The 15,970-nt window shown below is 54.0% G+C and carries 17 protein-coding genes; 5 read left to right on the top strand and 12 right to left on the bottom strand.

Annotated features, from left to right (window positions below):
* Window positions 1-370, top strand: a 370-nt coding sequence (locus HXY34_08735) for an L-aspartate oxidase (protein ID NWF96216.1), incomplete at its 5' end; no start/stop codon positions are given.
* Between the two features lie 5 nt (window positions 371-375).
* Here the strand turns inward: HXY34_08735 and galK are convergent.
* The gene (gene galK, locus HXY34_08730) at window positions 376-1,533 is read right to left on the bottom strand and encodes a galactokinase (protein ID NWF96215.1); all 1,158 of its coding nucleotides are present in this window, start codon (window positions 1,531-1,533) and stop codon (window positions 376-378) included.
* Window positions 1,534-2,472 carry a galactose-1-phosphate uridylyltransferase gene (gene galT, locus HXY34_08725; GenBank protein NWF96214.1) on the bottom strand — a complete coding sequence of 313 codons (939 nt, stop codon included), beginning with the start codon at window positions 2,470-2,472 and terminating at the stop codon, window positions 1,534-1,536.
* Window positions 2,473-2,570: 98 nt separating this feature from the next.
* On the opposite strand from galT, the gene HXY34_08720 reads away from it, so the two are divergent.
* Window positions 2,571-3,338, top strand: a complete 768-nt coding sequence (locus HXY34_08720; GenBank protein ID NWF96213.1) for a GNAT family N-acetyltransferase — start codon at window positions 2,571-2,573, stop codon at window positions 3,336-3,338.
* A 43-nt stretch (window positions 3,339-3,381) separates the two neighbouring features.
* Here HXY34_08720 and HXY34_08715 read toward each other — a convergent pair whose 3' ends face one another.
* The 9 genes from HXY34_08715 to HXY34_08675 all read right to left on the bottom strand — a co-directional run bounded on the left by HXY34_08715 (window position 3,382) and on the right by HXY34_08675 (window position 11,075).
* Window positions 3,382-4,191 (bottom strand): hypothetical protein, encoded by an 810-nt coding sequence (locus HXY34_08715; protein ID NWF96212.1) that lies wholly within the window; start codon window positions 4,189-4,191, stop codon window positions 3,382-3,384.
* A gap of 70 nt (window positions 4,192-4,261) precedes the next feature.
* Window positions 4,262-4,528, bottom strand: a complete 267-nt coding sequence (locus tag HXY34_08710; GenBank protein NWF96211.1) for an Lrp/AsnC ligand binding domain-containing protein — start codon at window positions 4,526-4,528, stop codon at window positions 4,262-4,264.
* 930 nt (window positions 4,529-5,458) lie between these two features.
* Complete coding sequence (locus HXY34_08705; protein ID NWF96210.1) at window positions 5,459-6,397, bottom strand: pyruvate ferredoxin oxidoreductase; 939 nt, start codon at window positions 6,395-6,397, stop codon at window positions 5,459-5,461.
* Window positions 6,397-7,596, bottom strand: coding sequence for a pyruvate ferredoxin oxidoreductase (gene porA / locus HXY34_08700; GenBank protein NWF96209.1), 1,200 nt, complete (start codon window positions 7,594-7,596; stop codon window positions 6,397-6,399). Before porA ends, HXY34_08705 begins: the two co-directional genes overlap by 1 nt.
* Before the next feature lie 4 nt (window positions 7,597-7,600).
* Window positions 7,601-7,897, bottom strand: coding sequence for a 4Fe-4S binding protein (locus HXY34_08695; protein ID NWF96208.1), 297 nt, complete (start codon window positions 7,895-7,897; stop codon window positions 7,601-7,603).
* Window positions 7,894-8,469 (bottom strand): 2-oxoacid:acceptor oxidoreductase family protein, encoded by a 576-nt coding sequence (locus tag HXY34_08690; protein NWF96207.1) that lies wholly within the window; start codon window positions 8,467-8,469, stop codon window positions 7,894-7,896. The genes HXY34_08695 and HXY34_08690 overlap by 4 nt, the downstream gene beginning before the upstream one ends.
* Window positions 8,470-8,621: 152 nt before the next feature.
* Window positions 8,622-9,806 carry a right-handed parallel beta-helix repeat-containing protein gene (locus HXY34_08685; GenBank protein NWF96206.1) on the bottom strand — a complete coding sequence of 395 codons (1,185 nt, stop codon included), beginning with the start codon at window positions 9,804-9,806 and terminating at the stop codon, window positions 8,622-8,624.
* A 39-nt stretch (window positions 9,807-9,845) separates the two neighbouring features.
* Window positions 9,846-10,496 (bottom strand): hypothetical protein, encoded by a 651-nt coding sequence (locus HXY34_08680; GenBank protein ID NWF96205.1) that lies wholly within the window; start codon window positions 10,494-10,496, stop codon window positions 9,846-9,848.
* A gap of 207 nt (window positions 10,497-10,703) precedes the next feature.
* The gene (locus tag HXY34_08675) at window positions 10,704-11,075 is read right to left on the bottom strand and encodes a hypothetical protein (protein NWF96204.1); all 372 of its coding nucleotides are present in this window, start codon (window positions 11,073-11,075) and stop codon (window positions 10,704-10,706) included.
* 255 nt (window positions 11,076-11,330) lie between these two features.
* Between HXY34_08675 and HXY34_08670 the strand changes: the two genes are divergently transcribed.
* Together HXY34_08670 and HXY34_08665 are read left to right on the top strand one after the other, a co-directional pair.
* A complete protein-coding gene (locus HXY34_08670) occupies window positions 11,331-12,314 on the top strand; it encodes an ABC transporter substrate-binding protein (protein ID NWF96203.1) in 984 nt (327 codons plus the stop codon).
* Window positions 12,315-12,428: 114 nt separating this feature from the next.
* Window positions 12,429-13,202 carry an ABC transporter permease gene (locus tag HXY34_08665; protein ID NWF96202.1) on the top strand — a complete coding sequence of 258 codons (774 nt, stop codon included), beginning with the start codon at window positions 12,429-12,431 and terminating at the stop codon, window positions 13,200-13,202.
* Here HXY34_08665 and HXY34_08660 read toward each other — a convergent pair.
* A complete protein-coding gene (locus tag HXY34_08660) occupies window positions 13,199-13,975 on the bottom strand; it encodes an ABC transporter ATP-binding protein (GenBank protein ID NWF96201.1) in 777 nt (258 codons plus the stop codon). The genes HXY34_08665 and HXY34_08660 overlap by 4 nt on opposite strands.
* 183 nt (window positions 13,976-14,158) lie before the next feature.
* On the opposite strand from HXY34_08660, the gene HXY34_08655 reads away from it, so the two are divergent.
* Window positions 14,159-15,970 (top strand): WD40 repeat domain-containing protein (locus HXY34_08655; GenBank protein ID NWF96200.1); only part of this gene is annotated, 1,812 nt, incomplete at its 3' end.

Below are 15,970 nucleotides of genomic sequence, written 5' to 3'. Positions count from 1 at the left end.
CATTCCGCCATGGGATTCGGGACATGCTACGGATGCTGATGAGCTTGTGGTCATAAACCACATGTGGGATGAGATCCGTTCGATAATGACCAACTATGTCGGGATTGTGCGCTCACGCAAACGACTGATACGTGCGAGGAATCGGATTGGTTTCATTGCGAAGGAGATAGAGCAGTTCTACTGGGACTTCAAGATAACTCCAGACTTGGTGGAACTGAGGAACATAGCGACAGTCGCAGAGCTCATAATCAAGATGGCAAGGATGAGAAGAGAGAGCCGGGGGGCGCACTACAACAAGGACTACCCATACAGAAGCAGTGAGACAGTCGACACGGTGATCAAGAAGGGCTTTGCCGCCCATGAGAGGTAGTGTTGTCACAGCGTGGTGGTAACAACCCCGCCCGGCACGCGTCCTGCAATGACCCGTGGAGTCAGGCCGGTTTCTTTCTCGTAGAAACGCACAATTGACCGCATGTAGTCCTCGACGTGCTTCTCTTTGACCAAGGCGAGTATCGCGCCTCCAAGACCTGCACCTGTCATGCGCGCACCTAGGACGGCAGGATGGTTTCTTGACAACTCGACAAGGAGGTCCAGTCTGGGATGAGACACCTCGTAGAGGTCTCGTGAGCTCTCATGAGACTCGTACATCAGTCTGCCGAATTCCTGCAGTCTGCCGTCCTGAAGCAGGAGTATTCCCTGTTTCACCCGTGCGTTCTCCATCACCACATGCTTGGTTCTCATGCCCAGTGTTGTGGACAGGACTGACTCAGCCTGCGGGAGGTGTCGTGGGTCTATGTCAACCAAGTTAGAGAGGGCCCAACCATCCTTGTTGAGTGTCTGCAGTGCCTGTCTGCACTCCTCCTTCCTCGTGTTGAGAGCGTCGCCGGCCGCCCGTGAGACCCCCGAGTCCACCACCACCAGTCGAGCTCCGATGTCCAGTGGAATGTCCTTTGTTGCCATCTTCGCGCAGTCAATGGCCAATAGTGAGTCGGGCTTGCATAACTGCGAGGCGAACTGATCCATCACGCCACAGGCTACATTGCAGTATATTCTCTCCGCCTCAAACGCCAGCATCGCTAGGCTCTTTGGTTCAAGACTGCCGCCTGAGAGTCTGTGAATGAGGTTCACAAGGGAAACCTCGAGGGCCGCTGATGAGCTCAGTCCTGCACCGATAGGCACATCGCCCCCGACAGCCGCCAGCATAGGCACAGTCTCCCGTCCTCGACGCCGAAACGCCCAGTAGACCCCACGGACATACGAATGCCAAGCATGAACAACCTCCATGCCCATCCCCGTCTCTTCTATGTCGACAGTCTCTGCATAGTCAACCGAGTGGACTCTGATTGCACCACTTCTGATGCCTATTGACCAGACGTATCTCTCGATTGCGGCAGCCAAGACCGCTCCTCCGTTGTAGTCGGTGTGGTTTCCCAACACCTCTACTCTGCCCGGCGCCCTGCTGACAGTCGCGCCATCTCTGGGGGTTCCAAACTCCTTGGTGAATGCAGCAGCTATTCGTTCTGGTACAATCAACTAGGTCGCCTCTCTGAGCTCTCTTGCTTTGTCTTCGGGACTAGAATCGTTGGTGTAGGTCCACGCTCCGCTTTCTACGCCTGCAAGATACTTCAGTCTGGTCCGGTCACGCCAAGGCGGGTAGAACTCCACATGGAAGTGCCAGTAGGGGGTTTCTTCACCGGATGGTCTGGTATGGAATACCATTGTGTACGCGTTCTCGTCGAACACGCGCGAGAACCTTGTCACAGTGTCTCTTATGGCCATGCCAAGGTCCCCAAGAGTACTCTCCATGTCCGCGAGGGACGAACAGTGTTCTCTCGGGTAGATGTGAACCTCATAGGGGAGCCTGGCTCCAAAGGGTACCAGCGACACGAAGTGGTTGTTCTCGTAGATCACTCGGTCCCTTGACTTGAGTTCATTTGCCAGGAGTTCGCACACCAGGCACTTCTCCTCCTCTCTCCAGAGTCTGGCCGACTGTGACATCTCGCGCTCTATTCTGGGCGGGACAAATGGCAACGCGTATACCTGTGCATGCGGATGGTCGATGCTCACTCCAATCGAACGCCCTCTGTTCTCGAACTGAAGCACATAACGGACTCCTTCCCTTGAGTCGAGTTCGCGGAAGACTCTCAGGTATTCATCCAGCACACACGCGACCTCGTCTTCGCTCATACTCTCCATTTGTCTGTCATGATCTCTCGACAGCACAATCACTCTGCAGTAGCCATATCCGGGAGCCTCCATGACGATGGCCTCGTTCAGCGGAAAGAATCCCGCCTCCGGTGACAGAGCTGGATACTTGTTCTCCAGTGTCAATACCCTCCAGTCGCCCTCCGTTCCAGGTCTACCGGGACAGAACGGGCATTGTTGTTCCCTGTCTTGAAATGGCCTGGACGCTCTCTTGGGAGTCACAATCACCCATTCTCCAAGCATCAGGTTTCGGCGAATCTGACTCAAGGTGAATACCTCGCCCTGTCTGCGCTGAGTCTCTGATTAGAACTATTCGGCTACAGACACGTTTACATGAACAGCGCGTCAACACCTGCCCGATGCCTTTGCCAGACCGAGTCCTGGAGCTAGAGTCAGTTTCACATCGAGCGTGGCCTGCCGAAGAGGTGTCTGTTCTTGGTGGCTGGCTGCTGCGCGCAACCCGCGGCGTCACACGACGAGCCAACAGTGTCCTTCCCGTCGAAGACCCCAATACCGAGAACCTTGACGATGCGCTGAGTCAGGTCCGTGAGTTCTACATGCATCGTGGTCTGCCGGTGTACTTTCAGATGACCGAGGCATCCAAGCCTGATGGTTTGGACTCTTTCCTCTCCGAGAGGGGGCTCAAGAGAGAACTCGTAGTCGATGTACAGACTTCGCCTATCGGTCGTTTGTCGCTTGGGCCCATTGAGGTCGAAACCCGGCTGGACTCGGAGATGTCGGCATCTTGGCTGGCCCTATATGGAGCGGCTGCCCACTATGATGCCGCTCAGCTGAAGGTCCGCGGGGAGATAATGCAGCGAGTGCAGCAAGACAAGGTGTTCGTCACCGCTCTGGTGGATGGCGATGAGGCCGGAGTGTGTTTCGGTGTTCTTGACGGGACCTATCTTGGTATCTTCTCTCTGGTCATCATGGAACAATATCGCCGCAGAGGTGCTGCAACCAGCATGAACCGGGCATTGGCAAGGTGGGCCGCAGACCGAGGCGCGCAGACAGCGTACCTTCAGGTCGAGCAGAACAACGCCATCGCAAAGCGCCTGTATGCGTCTCTAGGTTTCAGTACTCTATACAGCTACTGGTATCGGACTGAGACGACGCAGTTGCATAGCTGCTGACAGTCTGCGGCCGACAATGCTTGCTGTGCAATGTACTGAAGGACTATATCTTCTTCAGCCAGCTCTCGTACTCCGCCTTGACCTTCTTGGCCTCCTCTGAGTCACCGAAGTTGGGTGGGCTGATCACGAGCTGGTCTCCGCTCACCTGAGCCTCTATCACCATTGTGCCTGGCACTTCAATCTTCACACCCATCTTTCCATCGCGAGTGAATCGCTCGGTGTATATCAGGTCCGAGTTCTTTACTGCTGAGTACAGGAGAAAAGCCAACTTGTGTTCAACCGCAACCGAGCTCTTTGGTGCTGGGGTGGGCGGTCCAGCACTAGCTGGTTTCTCTGTAACACGTGATGCAGGTGCCGCCACTGCTGTCTTTGCCTCAGGTCTTGCAACTCTCTCATGTGACGGGACAGCTGTCTCTCTGATTGTCGGGCGCTCCACAGTGTACTCCGCGGCCTTTGACTCGTCGAATGCAAGATAGTCGTCCTCAATCTTCCACTTCTTGCTGAGCATTGCCCTGAATGCCGAGATCTCCGATGCAACAGCTGGATCACTGTCGTCCTTCTCCATCAGCTCGACGAGCTTGGACAATGCCATGCCAATGTTGGTTTCCTTCACCTTGTGGCCGCTCTTCTGGGCTCCCTTTCCCATACGCAATGCGTGCATTCGAGTGGGCATGCTGACATTGCGACCAACCCATATCCAACAGGTGTCATTGTACTCGTCCAGTACAATGAGTGCAGTGTTGGAGTTGACCAGGCTGACATCCGGTTTGACCGGCGCTATTGCTCCAGACTCGTCTTGGAGCATGAGCAGATAGGGCTTTCTGGAAAGACTCTTGACAGGAATCGTGGACACACTCCTTTGTTTGGTCCCAATACGAATGGAGACCAAGTAGCATTTAACAGATTCGTGCACGAACGCCAGACTACGGATTCGCAAGGCTCGATGATGTCATGTCCACCTCGGCATCTATTACCAGTAGTGTCTGGGTCTCAGAGATGCCACTGATCTTTCGGATCTTGGACGTCAGGATCTCGACTATGGCCTCCATGTCTCTTCCTCGGACCTCCACTACTATGTCGTAGCCACCGAAGACCTCGTGCGCCTCTTCGGTATACTGCAGTTCGTTCAGTTCTCTCAGGACATGCGCTTCCATCCCAATTTGGGTCTTCACCAAGATGTATGCCTTCACCGCTTCATGTCACCAGTCTGTTCCTGTGAACCTGTCCACTATAATCTTTGCTCCGCACTGCGAAAAGCCACCCAAGTCCCGATTCCCGTAACATGGAATTTCTCTGTGGCCGCGAGAAGAAACAGTGAGGAGTCACCCGGTCCCTCTCATGTCGAAGCTTGTACTTGGTCTACAGAGGTCACAAGCATACCATGGTGCACAACTCATCAGAATTAACAGACAAGAACAACAGCCCCCATGACTGTTGTTCTTGTGGTATACTACAGTTTGGATGCCGGCAGTCGTTCTACTTCATTGCGAATCGAGGACACTTGCTCTTGTTCATCCCTGGGGTTTCACAGGGCTTATTCATCCCCTTGTAGAACTTGAAGCCGTCGACACCACACTTGTTTTCTGCTGCGTTGAACTCTGGGCAAGCCATTGGTCCTTTACTCCGTCGTGTTGTCTTTCATCCGAAGATGTCCGATATATGGTCTGAACCCCGTTCACGCATATTAAGGTATTTGGGCCGTTTGTCAGTTCAAGAGTGTCCTGAGCCTCAGAACAGTGTTGAGAACAACCACCAAGTTCACGAAGAACACGCATGCCCATGGCCGCGGCTGTTTCGTCGATGCGTAATCTCTATTGGACTACACTGCTGTGTGACACCTGCGTACCGTGCTTCACTGTGCATTTCCGGGCGATACTGCTGCCCTAGAGGCTGAACCAGCGACTCGATTGCTGTCAACATATGGTCTCAGCGTCGTTGCATGGGCAGACAGGAGTCCCGCATCCAGAACACGGATGCGTATGTGCACAGTTGTTTCTCCGAGAAACGACGAATCGAGACAGGCCGGCCACAAAGATGACGGTATGCAGCTCCGCCTGACTGGGACCACACGGCTGGGAGAGAGAATGACCGGGGCACAAGGCCCCGGTCCCCATAACGCTTTAGACACCACACTTCTTCTTGAGGAGTTCCCAGTCTGCTGTGATCTGTTCTTGGATCTTCAGTCTGAAGCTCTCCCACTCGGGCCTGTAGAGGTGCTTGAACTGGCCTTGGGGCTTCATGAAGTCGTCAAGTGGCTTCAGTTCCTTCAGGCTCTTGCTGGGAGCAGACATGACATACTCCTCCCCGTTGATAATCTCATACAACGGATGGACTCCGGTTTCCACAGCCAGTCTCGCGAGCTCCATCGTCTTTCCGGTTTCAGACCTCCAGCCTCTCGGACAGGGGGAAAACGCGTGAATGAATGCTGGGCCCTCGACCTCAAGGGCCTTGCGAAACTTGGTGACGAAGTCTCTGTAGTGGTAGGGGGTCACAGTAGCGACGTAAGGTATTTTGTGCGCCGCCACGATCTCTGAGATGGGTTTCTTTCGTTGTAGTTTGCCAGGCTCAACCTTTCCCGCCCATGACGTTGTGGTCTCCTGTCCGGTCAGAGTGGCTCCGGACCTCTGAATGCCTGTGTTTTGATATGCTCCGTTGTCATAGACCATGTACACGAAGTCATGACCTCTCTCAAGTGCTCCACTCAGCGCACCGAAGCCTATGTCGAACGTAGCACCGTCGCCGCCAATGGCAACTACATCGAGGTGCTCATACTTTGTCCGCCCCTTCGCCTTCATGGCTTGGAATGCCTCATACACACCTGATGCCACTGCAGCGGCATTCTCAAAGGCCACATGGATCCATGGTATCTTCCATGCAGTGAACGGGTATATCGTCGTGGCGACCTCAAGACATCCCGTTGCCTCACAGACCACGGTGGGACCGCGAAGTGCCATCCCCATCAGTTTCACGACCGTGGGCGCGGCACATCCAGCACACAGCCTGTGTCCAGATGACAGAATACTCTCCTTCTTCAGCATGTCCTTTAGACTCACAGCCATTACTTTCTCACCCCCAAGGTCTCATACATGGGTGCACTCCTCTCTTGGAGATACTTCTTTGTCTTCTCGATGCCATCAACAATCGTGGTCGGAGGTACATCTCGGCCACCTAGCCCGATGACAAAGTCTGTCACCATCGGCTTCTTCTCAAGGTCATAGAGCGCGGTTCTCAGTTCAAGTGCCAGAGGATTGGAGGGAGCGCCAAATGACATACACTTCTCGAAGACAGCCACCGCCTTGGCCTTCTTGACGGCCTCCCTGACCTGCTCTGCAGGGAATGGTCTGAACATCTTCAGTCGCAGCAGACCGACCTTCTCACCCTTTTCTCTCATCGCATTGACGACTGCCTTTGCAGTTCCCGCCGGGGTGCTGTGAGTGAAGACTATTATGTCAGCATCATCTGTCATGTACTTCTCCACCACTCCGTACGAACGGCCAGTCATCTCCTTGAACTCGGCTTCCACGGCCTTGTAGACCTCGGGTACTGCCTTCATTGCACGGTCCTGTTGTTCCTTGAACTCAAAGTAGTAGTCTGTGAGACACAAAGGACCCATGGTGATGGGATTGTCAGGATCAAGGACTTGATAGGGCACTCTCACTCCCACAAAGTCTTGCACCGCCTTGTCAGGCAACATCTCGACCCGTTCGACGTTGTGACTGAGGATGAATCCGTCGATACACACCATGACAGGTAGCAGCACCCTGTGGTCCTCTGCAATCTTGAACGCCATGATTGTGGTGTCATAGGCCTCCTGACAACTCTGACAATAGAGCTGGATGAAGCCACTGTCTCTCGCGCCGTACGTGTCGCTCCAGTCGTTGTGGATGTTGATGGGTGCTGAGAGTGCTCTGTTTGCCACCGCTAGTACAATGGGTTGTCTCATGGAGGCGGCGCAGTACAGAATCTCCCACATCAGGGCCAGACCTGCAGAAGCGCTCGCTGTTGCGACCCTTGCACCAAGTGCAGATGCACCAACACATGCTGACAGCGCACTGTGTTCGGACTCGACCGGTATCACTCTCGTCTTCACCTCTCCATCCGCAGCGAACTTCTGAAAGTCCTCCACGATTATCGTCTGAGGTGTGATTGGATACGCTGAGAGAACGTCGATGTCACACTGCTTCAGTGCGTGAGCGATTGCTGCATCCCCGGTCAGCCCTTCAATCCTAATCTCGCTCTGTGGAACTTGCTTTGTCATGACACTATTCACTCTCCATCCTTATGCTCTGTGTTGGGCATTCGTTCGCACATATGCCGCAGCCCTTGCAGTAGTCGTAATCGTATTCGTACGAGTACTTGCCATCCTTCTCGATGAGTCTGACTGCACTGTCAGGGCACAGAATCCAGCAGCGACCGCACGTCCCATTCTTGATCCACAGACAGTTGTCGGGTGTGTGTACCGGTCGCTCAGCCCGCCAACCGCCAGTCTTGTACTGAGTTGCATTCCCCGGCTTGATGATGTTCCCGGCAATGGGGACCTGATCGAATCTCTCGCTCATCCCACCTGAACCTCCTTCACTGCTCTCTCCATCGCTGCTCGGTTGAGATCTCCGACCTTTCCGGGGTATCTGTGAAGTACCTCGTCTATCACGGTCTCGACTCGCACTGTCTTGGAGGCTGCGACTGCTGCAGCGAGCGTGGGCATGTTGTAGAATGCTCTACCCATGACCTCAAGCGCAATCTTCGAGGCGTCCACCGTCACAACCTTTCCTCCCTTCATACCAAACTTCTTCCGAATCTCTTCGGGTGTCTTGGTGGTGTTCAGGACAAGTACTCCTCCTGGCTTCAGCCCCTCTGATGGGTTTATCACATCGATAAGTGTCGGGTCTATACAGACCACCACATCCGGATGGTACACCTGTGCGTAGACCGTGATCGGAGATTTGCTGATTCTGAGGAATGCGCGGACAGGAGCACCAGTCCTCTCTGGGCCGAACTCGGGAAAGGCCTGAATATAGTTGCCTTCTGTGAGAGCGGCCTTCCCTAGCATCTGGTTCGAGGTCACGACTCCTTGTCCACCTCTTCCGTGCCAGCGGAACTCCGTGATGCCTTTGGCGAAATCAAGCGACATTTCATTTCATCTCTGCGCACGTTAGAGCATTGCACGTTCGACGCCCCAGTAAATGACTTATCTATCTTCTGCATTGGGAACAGGGGCATCTTGCCGAACTCACGCATCCATTGACCGGCCTGCCATGTCGCCGAACCCCGGTCACCCGCCGGTCATGTGCCTCCGAGCAGCTTTACAAGGACAACAAGACCCAGTACTGAAAGGGCGCTCATGATGCAGGCATGGAGCACGAGTACTGTGCCGCTTCCAAAGAGGCGTGGGAGTATCGTGACTCGTATTGAGTGGCTCCCAGCATTGTAGGCAAAGTCAAGGAACATGACTGTCACGTTGTGCTCGCCAATCACGCTTTCTGAAACAATAAACGTCACAGTCTCTCCAGACCATGGCTCCCGGAGACACGGTTCCAGGTCAAATAGGATCACGTACTCCCTAGGAAACCGGTCACTGCCACGCCATTGGAGTTGCACATTGGGCCCTCCCTCTTCAACCACGATGTCATCAGGAAACAGAGTGACAACAGGCGGAGTATCATCTACGAGTCTGTTCGGAAATCTGTCGCGTGCATTCGCATCTCCCCTAATCCAGTAGTCATCACTCCCATCGTGGTCCTCCCACTCGTTGCCTACTGTTCCGTTGTCCCACTGATTGGATTCGCCATCGTCGTACGCGTCATCGTGCGTGAGCAGGCTTTCACCGTTCCATCCGATTGAATTCAGAAAGAACGTGTTGTCATGGCTTGTGTCGGCTGCGTACAGTCCTCTCTGATTTGCAAAGACATCGTTCGAATGGACTGTGATCTCGCTTGCGGTCTCAAGAACAATGCCAAAGCCTGACCTCGAGATGCTGTTGTATTTCACGATGCACTGGTAGCTGTACCCGATTTGTATTCCGTAGGTGCATTCCACTATTCTATTCCTCGTGACACTGCAATTCTGCGACAGCTGAATGGCGACACCTGTGGAACCAGTCAGATTGCATGCTTCCACCACGCCATTGGTGACATTGGAAAACCGCACGCTGGTCTGTATGGTACTCATTGAGCAGTTCCTGATGATGAAGTGACGCCTCGTGTTTGCGACGCTTATTCCCAGATCAGAACCTGCTATTATGATTCCAGATATCACATACGGATCCTCAGCCGTGCCAGAGCCCGGAAATGATGCCAAGTCCGTGTCGTCATCTATTGACAGCATTAGTGAGCTCGTATGCTGTGCAGCATGATGCGTCATAGCCACTGTGTTAGAGGGGCAGCCTAGTGATTGCAGTGCAATCGCTCCCGGAGAGCACGCAAGTACCAATGACGCTGCGATGACCACCAGAAGTCGGAAGACGTCCATCCTCCTGTACATGCTTCTCCCTAGTCGAGAGGCATTCATTCATTCGCTTAAGTGTTTGTCAGTTTCAGCATTTGCCCTATCGCCCGAAAGCACATCGACGAACATTCTGTTCAGCTCGAGAAAGGCCTGTGCATATTGCTCATTGGTAATCTCAAGGAACACCGTGTCTTGGCCTTTGTTGATGTCGATGAATCGTAGGGTCCGTTCCAGCGCTCGCGGAAGAAAGCCGTAGAGCATTGTCACAACAATCGTGCTGGCCGTGGCAGTGAGACCGATAGCTGGTGTGAGTGTCTCTGTTCCTCCCTGCAGCGCACTGATGAGTCTGAGCACGAAGTAGAGCGCGGGGTAGAACAGCAAAAAGAAGGTGATGACCGGCACCAGTTTCATCCTGTCGCTTCTAAGCCCCCTCGTCCCATGTCTCATGCAGGTCGGAACCCAGAACGTGGCGGCTCCTGAGGCTGCCACAAGCGAGATGTTCTCCCGTCCCTTGCTCGCCCAAGCAAACGCCGAACTCCTGACCGCTCTGTCATGCTTTGATCGCTCGACTATCGTCACCGACACGAGGTCTTCCGGCTCTCCGAGACACACTGGACACATCTCGGGAAACTTGACCTTGGAGATTCGTGTCTTGAACAAGAAGCGCTGCTTGCCGCTCTCTTCACGTCGGTTCCCTTCGTTCTTATCTGCCATCACGCTCTTGCCTCTGTTGATTGAGCCGTTCCATAGCTCTGCTGCAGCTTGCCATGAGCTGGGTCTACTTGGACATGTCGTATTAGGAATGTGGATGATATGGTTAGAGCAAGCCCGTCTAGACGTCGTCTGACACCTGCTTTGTCCTGTCGTACAGTATCAGACGGCTCGTACATCTCAGTCGGTCACGATGGTGACTCTTCTGGTCTACCCCGGGGGAAGGACCACTATCTGCACGCTTGTCTGAGGTTGACCGTCTTGGTCTGCTGCATCGAAGGTATCGAATGTCATCTCATATTCGAATGCTTTCTCGGCCTTTTTCAGCTCGTGCGCTATTCTGACTGAGAGTCCGATGCCCTTGAAGCCATAGCCCCTTATTGCAACGACCTTCTGGCCCTGTCTGACCAGTCCTCTGATTGTCTGTGCAATCTTCAAGACGTTGATCTTTCCGGCCTTTGGCGATATCTCCACAAGAATGTAGTCCGATGTAGGGAAGACCCCCACTTCTTCTTCAAGTGATATGGATATCACCGAGTCACCCAGTCTGAGTTGTTCAGGTATGCGGCTTCGGAGGGACATTGTACCATGACCTGCTTGCGGTGCCAATCAACCGGGTGATAAACATCACGTCTCGACACATATCAAGAGTGAATTGACTGACGGTCCTTGTACGGAGCGCCCTCGCACTGAACCTTATCAGAGTGGCGAGTGGACCCGGAGACTCCAATGGGCAAATCGCGCCTCTTCATAGGTCAAGTCGCGAGCGAGGCCGCCAGAACGCTACGGTTTAAAACAGACGTTCAACACAGAAGGCACAGTCAAGAGGGAATGCCATTGGAAAACAAGAGTGGTGCCTCATTGGTCCTAATTGTCATCGTGGTCGCGTCAGTTGTGACCGTAGCAGTATGGACGACGCCACCCCCGCCGGACATCCGAATCGGATATCTCTCAAAGGACCTGCACCAGCTGGCGTTACGGGTTGCCCTTCAGAAGGGCTGGTTTACTGAGGCCGGTCTGCGCGTCGAGACTGTTGAGTTTGGCAACGGTGCATACGAGATGGATGGGTTTGCTGCTGGCCAGATTGACATAGGCTACTTGGGTGTGGCGCCAGCGTTGACCAAGAGCATCAACCAGAACATCAACATCACTGTGCTTGCCGCTGCGAATCTTGAGGGCTCAGCAATCATGGTTCACAAGGGTGAGTATGATGCGGGTCGAATCACCAGCATCCATGATCTGATTGGCAAGACCGTGTTTCATCCGGGTCCTTCCACTGTTCAGAACTTTCTGCTGAGACTGGCTCTCAACCAGTCTGGACACTCGATAGAGGACTTGACGCTTGAGCAGGCGCGTCCGCAAGACATGGCCATCTCGTTGACTCCTGAGAAGCCCGCCTATGTCGCATGGGAGCCATTTCCGGCGTTTGGTGAGCGTGACCAGCTGGCAGTCCCTCTCCTGCAGTCGCATGACATATGGCCTAACCACCCCTGTTGCATTCTCGCGACATCATCCGCCTTTGCTGAGGCGCACCCCGACATAGTCCAGAAGGTTGTCGATATTCACAAGCGGGCAGAGCAGTGGATCAACGAAAACCCTGCGAACGCCACGGCCATCGCCATGGAGTGGCTTGAGGCAGACAACGCCACCGTCCAGACTGCGTTCAACAGAATCATCTACGACTACAATGTGAACAAGACTGCCATCGGGGTCTACTTGGAGTTCCTAATCGACCAAGAGCTTGTTTCGATGGACAAGAGCGACATTGACAGCTTCCTTGACGTCTTCATCAACACAACCTACCTTGAGTCCCCCCCATGAGCTGACAATCGACAGAGAGAAAAGATGCGCGGTCAGACGGCTGGTACCATGAGCGGTCAAGAGCACAGACGGTCAACAGCTGACCGACAGCCTGTTCGGTCAAGTCGAGGTCTCTTGACCCTGTCCCCTAGGGACTTGCTCTTCCGAGGACTGATTCCGCTCCTGACCCTACTTGTCTTGTGGCAGACCATTGCTTACGTTGCCCAGGGGATTGGACTGTCAGACATAGCCGCAGCATTCATCAAGCTCTCTCTCGAAGGTGACAGCGAGGGCCACTACCTGTCGGAACATGTCACTGTGAGCATGACCCGGGTCGCCGTCGGCTTTCTGATTGCAGCGGGCACTGCGATTCCTCTCGGGGTGGCCGTGGGCAGATACCGCTTGGCCAGTGCCATGATAGGACCTGTAGTCGAAGCAATGCGCCCAATTCCCCCCATCGCCTGGATTCCAATATCCATCCTCCTCTTCCGGTCCAACTTCTTCGGAGCTCAGGTCTTCATAATATGGATTGGTGCCTTCTTCCCAATTCTTCTGAACACGACAGCAGGGGTAAAGAGGACTCTCTCAGTCCATCTCGATGTGGCCAGTACCTTCGGTGCCTCTGAAGCACAGGTACTTCAGAAGATTGTCATCCCCTCAGCCGCTCCCGAGGTCTTTGCTGGGCTCAGGATTGGCTTTGGTATCGGTTGGATGTGCCTTGTGGCTGCCGAGATGATAGGCGGTTCAGTCGGTCTTGGTCATCTAGTATTGGTGACCCAGCAGGTCGGTCAGACCGGTCAGACTATTGCTGCGATGCTCCTGATTGGCCTGATTGGTTTTCTCATCACCTATGCGTCACTGTACATGGAGCGACATGCTCTCGTCTGGCGGAGGGACGTCTCGGTCTAGAGCCCTCTCTTCAGGAGTGCCTTCTCTTGCTCGACACGGAGCATCTCAAGTATGCGTGCTCTGTATTCAAGACACCCCGTAGAGGCACGGTCTCGGGGCCTCTGAAGGTCGACTCTGAATTCGCCTATGATTCTGGCAGGCGTATTACTGAGAATGAGTATCCGGTCGGACATGAAGACCGCTTCATCAACATTGTGAGTGACGAAGAGAATGGTCGACATTGTCTCCTGCCAGATTCTGAGGAACTCGACCTGCAGATAGTTCCTAGTCTGGGCATCAAGATTCGAGAAGCCCTCGTCGGACACTAGTACATCTGGCGACGTGATGAGACTCCTGGCCATCTCGACCTTGCGTGCCTGTCCGCCGGAGATCTGGTGTGGATACTTGTCCTCCTGCCCACGCATTCTGATGAGTTCTATCATCTCCTCAGTAAGCGCTCTTCTCTCTGACGCTCTCACGCCGGAGACCTCGAGTCCAAACTCGATGTTCTTTCTCACGGTCCTCCATGGGAAGAGGCTCTCCTGCTGAAAGATGTATCCCACCTGCTTCTGGCCCGAGGAGACAGGCACATTATCGATGAGGACCTCTCCCGAGTCCGGCTGAAGAAGACCTGCTATTATCTTCAGAAGGGTTGTCTTACCGCAGCCACTCGGTCCTAGTATGCTGACGAATTCACCCTCTGCCACTTCGAAGGACACATCATCAAGCACGAGGTTCGAACCATTGTCGTCTGAGTACGTCTTCTTCAGATGCCTGACGATGAGCTTGGCCATTCTGTATTCCTCCCGCTGGGGGCAAATCAAGGTTATATGTCCTGTGAGACCGCTGTGACTCTGGGCCAACAAAGTAAAAAAGCCCTCTCTATTCATCTCTTCTTGTCCCAATGACCAATCTCAGTCTCCCGTGCATCGTGGAGGGACCAAATTGACATCATCCCGACTTGGAAGGCGACACAATTGAAGTCTCCACGCATACTATTCGAGATTCAAGATGACCTGAGCACTAGCGCCATCGCTGTAGGTGATGTTTCAGGCTCCGGACGTCCGGAGCTGTGCACAGGTGGTCGTGATGGAATACTGCGACTCTATGACGCCAACCAACAGGAAGTCCGTCTTCTTGCACAGCTGGACCTTCCGGGAAGCATCCTGTCACTCAGAATTGCTGATGCCAACAACGATGGCCAGATGGAAATAGTCGTCGGTCGAAGCATCGCTCCTGGTGACACGCCCGGCAAGACCGGGACGCTGCAGGTATACCGCTACAACCCAAGTGGCCGACTGGATCTTCTTGCAGAGCATCCGATTGACAGGTTCGTCACGTCCGTCTATGTGACCGATGTAACGGGAGATGGGAAGAACAAGATAATTGCAGGTGGCAGTGACTCCACTTTCAGGATTCTAAACCTCACTACGGACAACCAACTGGAGGAGATTGTCGCCTACAAGCTGGATGACATGCCAATTACAATCGGGACTTGTGATGTCATCGGTGACGAGATTGAGGAAATCATTATTGGCAACAGAGACCGGACCCTGCGGGTCTTCAAGCTGAGAGACCACTCTGTTGAGCAGATAGAGGTCCTCCAGCTGCCCTCCCCCGTCATCTCTCTGGCCGCCGGAGACCTGCTCGGCGACAGGAAGATGGAGTTGGGTGTTGTTACCCATGATGGTTCAATCCGCATCTACAGGAATGAGGAGAGCAAACTGGAGCTGTTCACCACTCTGGAGCATGTCAAGGCACTGTCCATACGAATAGCCGAGCTCAATGCTGACCACATGGACGAGATTGTCGTAGCGACATCCGACTACAAAATCGTGTTCTACAGCCTTTACATGGCTGAACTGCAGGAGATGGCATCAGTGGACATAGGTCGCAAGATTCTGTCGATTGCTGTTGCTGATGCTGGTGGTGATGATCGTCGAGAAGTGCTAGTCGGGGTCTCCGACGAACCACTAAAGGTCATTGAGGGGCTCTATCAGGTGATTCCCAAGTTTGAGGTGGACTTGGAGGGCAGTACCGGAGGTCAAATGACTGGGCTACTGACAGTCATGAACATAACAGACCAACCAATACAGGGCATCTCGGGCAAGCTGTACTGGTTTCCGAAGGATCACATGGAAGTGACCCCCCAGCAGATCAGACTTGACTTGGATCCCAAGGAGACAAAGCGAGTAGAGGTCCAGCTTCATCCGCGTGCGGAAGGGTCTGTCATTATCCGTCCAATAGTGCTGATGTGGACAGACCTGGAGGGGAAGGTGAAGCAGGTGACCACACCCGAAGTCGCAATCCTCGTGAAAGGCGGCACGGCCACTGCAGCCCCTGCAAGCGCACCTCCTGTGCAACTGAGAGAGTCGCACTCAGCAAAGGAGATCATCTTTGAGGAGCCCGGCTTTGCATCAGTCACAGGAACCGGGTTTGGCCCCGTCACTGCCGCTCAGAAGGCGGAGGCTGAGGACGAGGCGCCAGTCGTCAGCGAGGCCTCTTTGAAGGCTGCTGAGAGTCTCCTCGACAAGCTATTCGGTGAGGAGAGTCCCGAGACTCCGGACAAAGCCCTACTAGACGACATCCGCAAGATGGTGACTGAACCCGAAGCGGCAACAGGCGCAGAGGCAGTGGAAGAGAGACCGGTTATCCCCAGTGGAGTAGAGAGCTCTATCGTTTCTGAGATTCGAAGTCGTACTCCAAAGCCACCAAGGCCTGGCACAAACCCTGACGCATACAGCTACTTGTTCAAGACGATGGTGATAGGCGAAGGTGCAGTCGGGATG

Source organism: Candidatus Thorarchaeota archaeon, from assembly GCA_013388835.1.
Taxonomy (GTDB): Archaea; Asgardarchaeota; Thorarchaeia; order Thorarchaeales; family Thorarchaeaceae; genus JACAEL01.
The sequence above is the reverse complement of the archived record's forward strand: the minus strand, read 5'-3'. Positions and strand labels throughout refer to the sequence as shown.

What these genes read in the sequence shown, in the direction of transcription:
- HXY34_08705 (NWF96210.1), bottom strand. Translation starts at nt 6,397, where the DNA reads ATGGCTGTGAGTCTAAAGGACATGCTGAAGAAGGAGAGTATTCTGTCA.
- porA (NWF96209.1), bottom strand. Translation starts at nt 7,596, where the DNA reads ATGACAAAGCAAGTTCCACAGAGCGAGATTAGGATTGAAGGGCTGACC.
- HXY34_08695 (NWF96208.1), bottom strand. Translation starts at nt 7,897, where the DNA reads ATGAGCGAGAGATTCGATCAGGTCCCCATTGCCGGGAACATCATCAAG.
- HXY34_08690 (NWF96207.1), bottom strand. Translation starts at nt 8,469, where the DNA reads ATGTCGCTTGATTTCGCCAAAGGCATCACGGAGTTCCGCTGGCACGGA.
- HXY34_08685 (NWF96206.1), bottom strand. Translation starts at nt 9,806, where the DNA reads ATGGACGTCTTCCGACTTCTGGTGGTCATCGCAGCGTCATTGGTACTT.
- HXY34_08680 (NWF96205.1), bottom strand. Translation starts at nt 10,496, where the DNA reads ATGGCAGATAAGAACGAAGGGAACCGACGTGAAGAGAGCGGCAAGCAG.
- HXY34_08675 (NWF96204.1), bottom strand. Translation starts at nt 11,075, where the DNA reads ATGTCCCTCCGAAGCCGCATACCTGAACAACTCAGACTGGGTGACTCG.
- HXY34_08660 (NWF96201.1), bottom strand. Translation starts at nt 13,975, where the DNA reads ATGGCCAAGCTCATCGTCAGGCATCTGAAGAAGACGTACTCAGACGAC.